The organism is Frankia sp. AgKG'84/4, from assembly GCF_023242965.2.
In the GTDB taxonomy this organism is placed as follows: Bacteria; Actinomycetota; Actinomycetes; order Frankiales; family Frankiaceae; genus Frankia.
Map to the genome: position 1 here is coordinate 1 of NZ_JALKFU020000855.1, position 929 is coordinate 929.

1 pseudogene is annotated in these 929 nt (G+C 75.9%); it reads left to right on the plus strand.

Features of this window, described 5'->3' with window-relative positions:
• Window positions 1–14: 14 nt before the first annotated feature.
• Window positions 15–929: pseudogene (locus tag MXD58_RS25665) on the plus strand (hypothetical protein); the annotation flags it as partial.

The following is a 929-nucleotide window of genomic DNA, read 5'->3' on the forward strand; positions in this document are numbered from 1 at the left end:
CGCCACGCGCGGGGGTGCGCACTCCTCCGCTCGGCACCGCGGCGCCGGGCGAGCTCCCCGCTCTGGACGACTTCCCCGACCAGCGCATCCAGCGGTTGGACGACCTGGGCTCGGCACACCCCGCCGCGGCGGACGCCGCCGTTGACGTGCCCGTCATGGCCAGGGGCACCAGTGCCGAGACGGTCCGGCAGGTCGAGCTGGCGAGCGGGATGCTCGCGTCGCGGGCGGCCGCGCGGATGGGCCAGGCCCTGCCCTGGTTCCCGGCGATGTCCGCGAGCCACCGGGCCGGGATCCAGCTCGTCGTGCAGGCGGGCATCTCCTCGTTCGTCGAGTGGTGCCGGCGGCCGGAGCATGCCCGGGAGCTGTCCGAGGACGTCTTCCGGGTCGCGCCGCGCGAACTCGTGCGAGCGGTGACGTTCCGCCGGCTGGTCGATCTCGTCCGGGTCGCCGTGGAGGCGATCGAGGCCGAGGTGACGAACCTCGCCGGGCCCGACCAGGAACAGCTGCTGCTCGCCGACGTGCTGCGCTACTCCCGCGACATCGCGTTCGCCGGCGCGGTCGTCTACGCCCGGGCAGCGGAGGAGCGCGGTGCCTGGGACGCTCGACTGGAGGCACTGGTCGTCGATCACGTGGTGCGGGGTGAGGTGGACCGCGCGCTGCCGTCCCGGGCCGCCGCGGTGGGCTGGCGCAACCCGCCGGCCGTCACCGTCATCGTCGGCCGGGCCGGCAGCGACGCGCCGGAGGTCGTCGTTGACGAGGCGCACCGGCTGGCCCGCCTAGCCGGCCTCGAAGTTCTCGCCGGGGTGCACCACGATCGGCTGGTGATGATCGTGGGCGGTCGGTTCGAGACCGCGGGCGACGGCATCGGCCGACCGCAGGACGCCCCCGCGGCCGCGGCCGGCCCGCCGGACCCGGCGGTGACCGAGGGC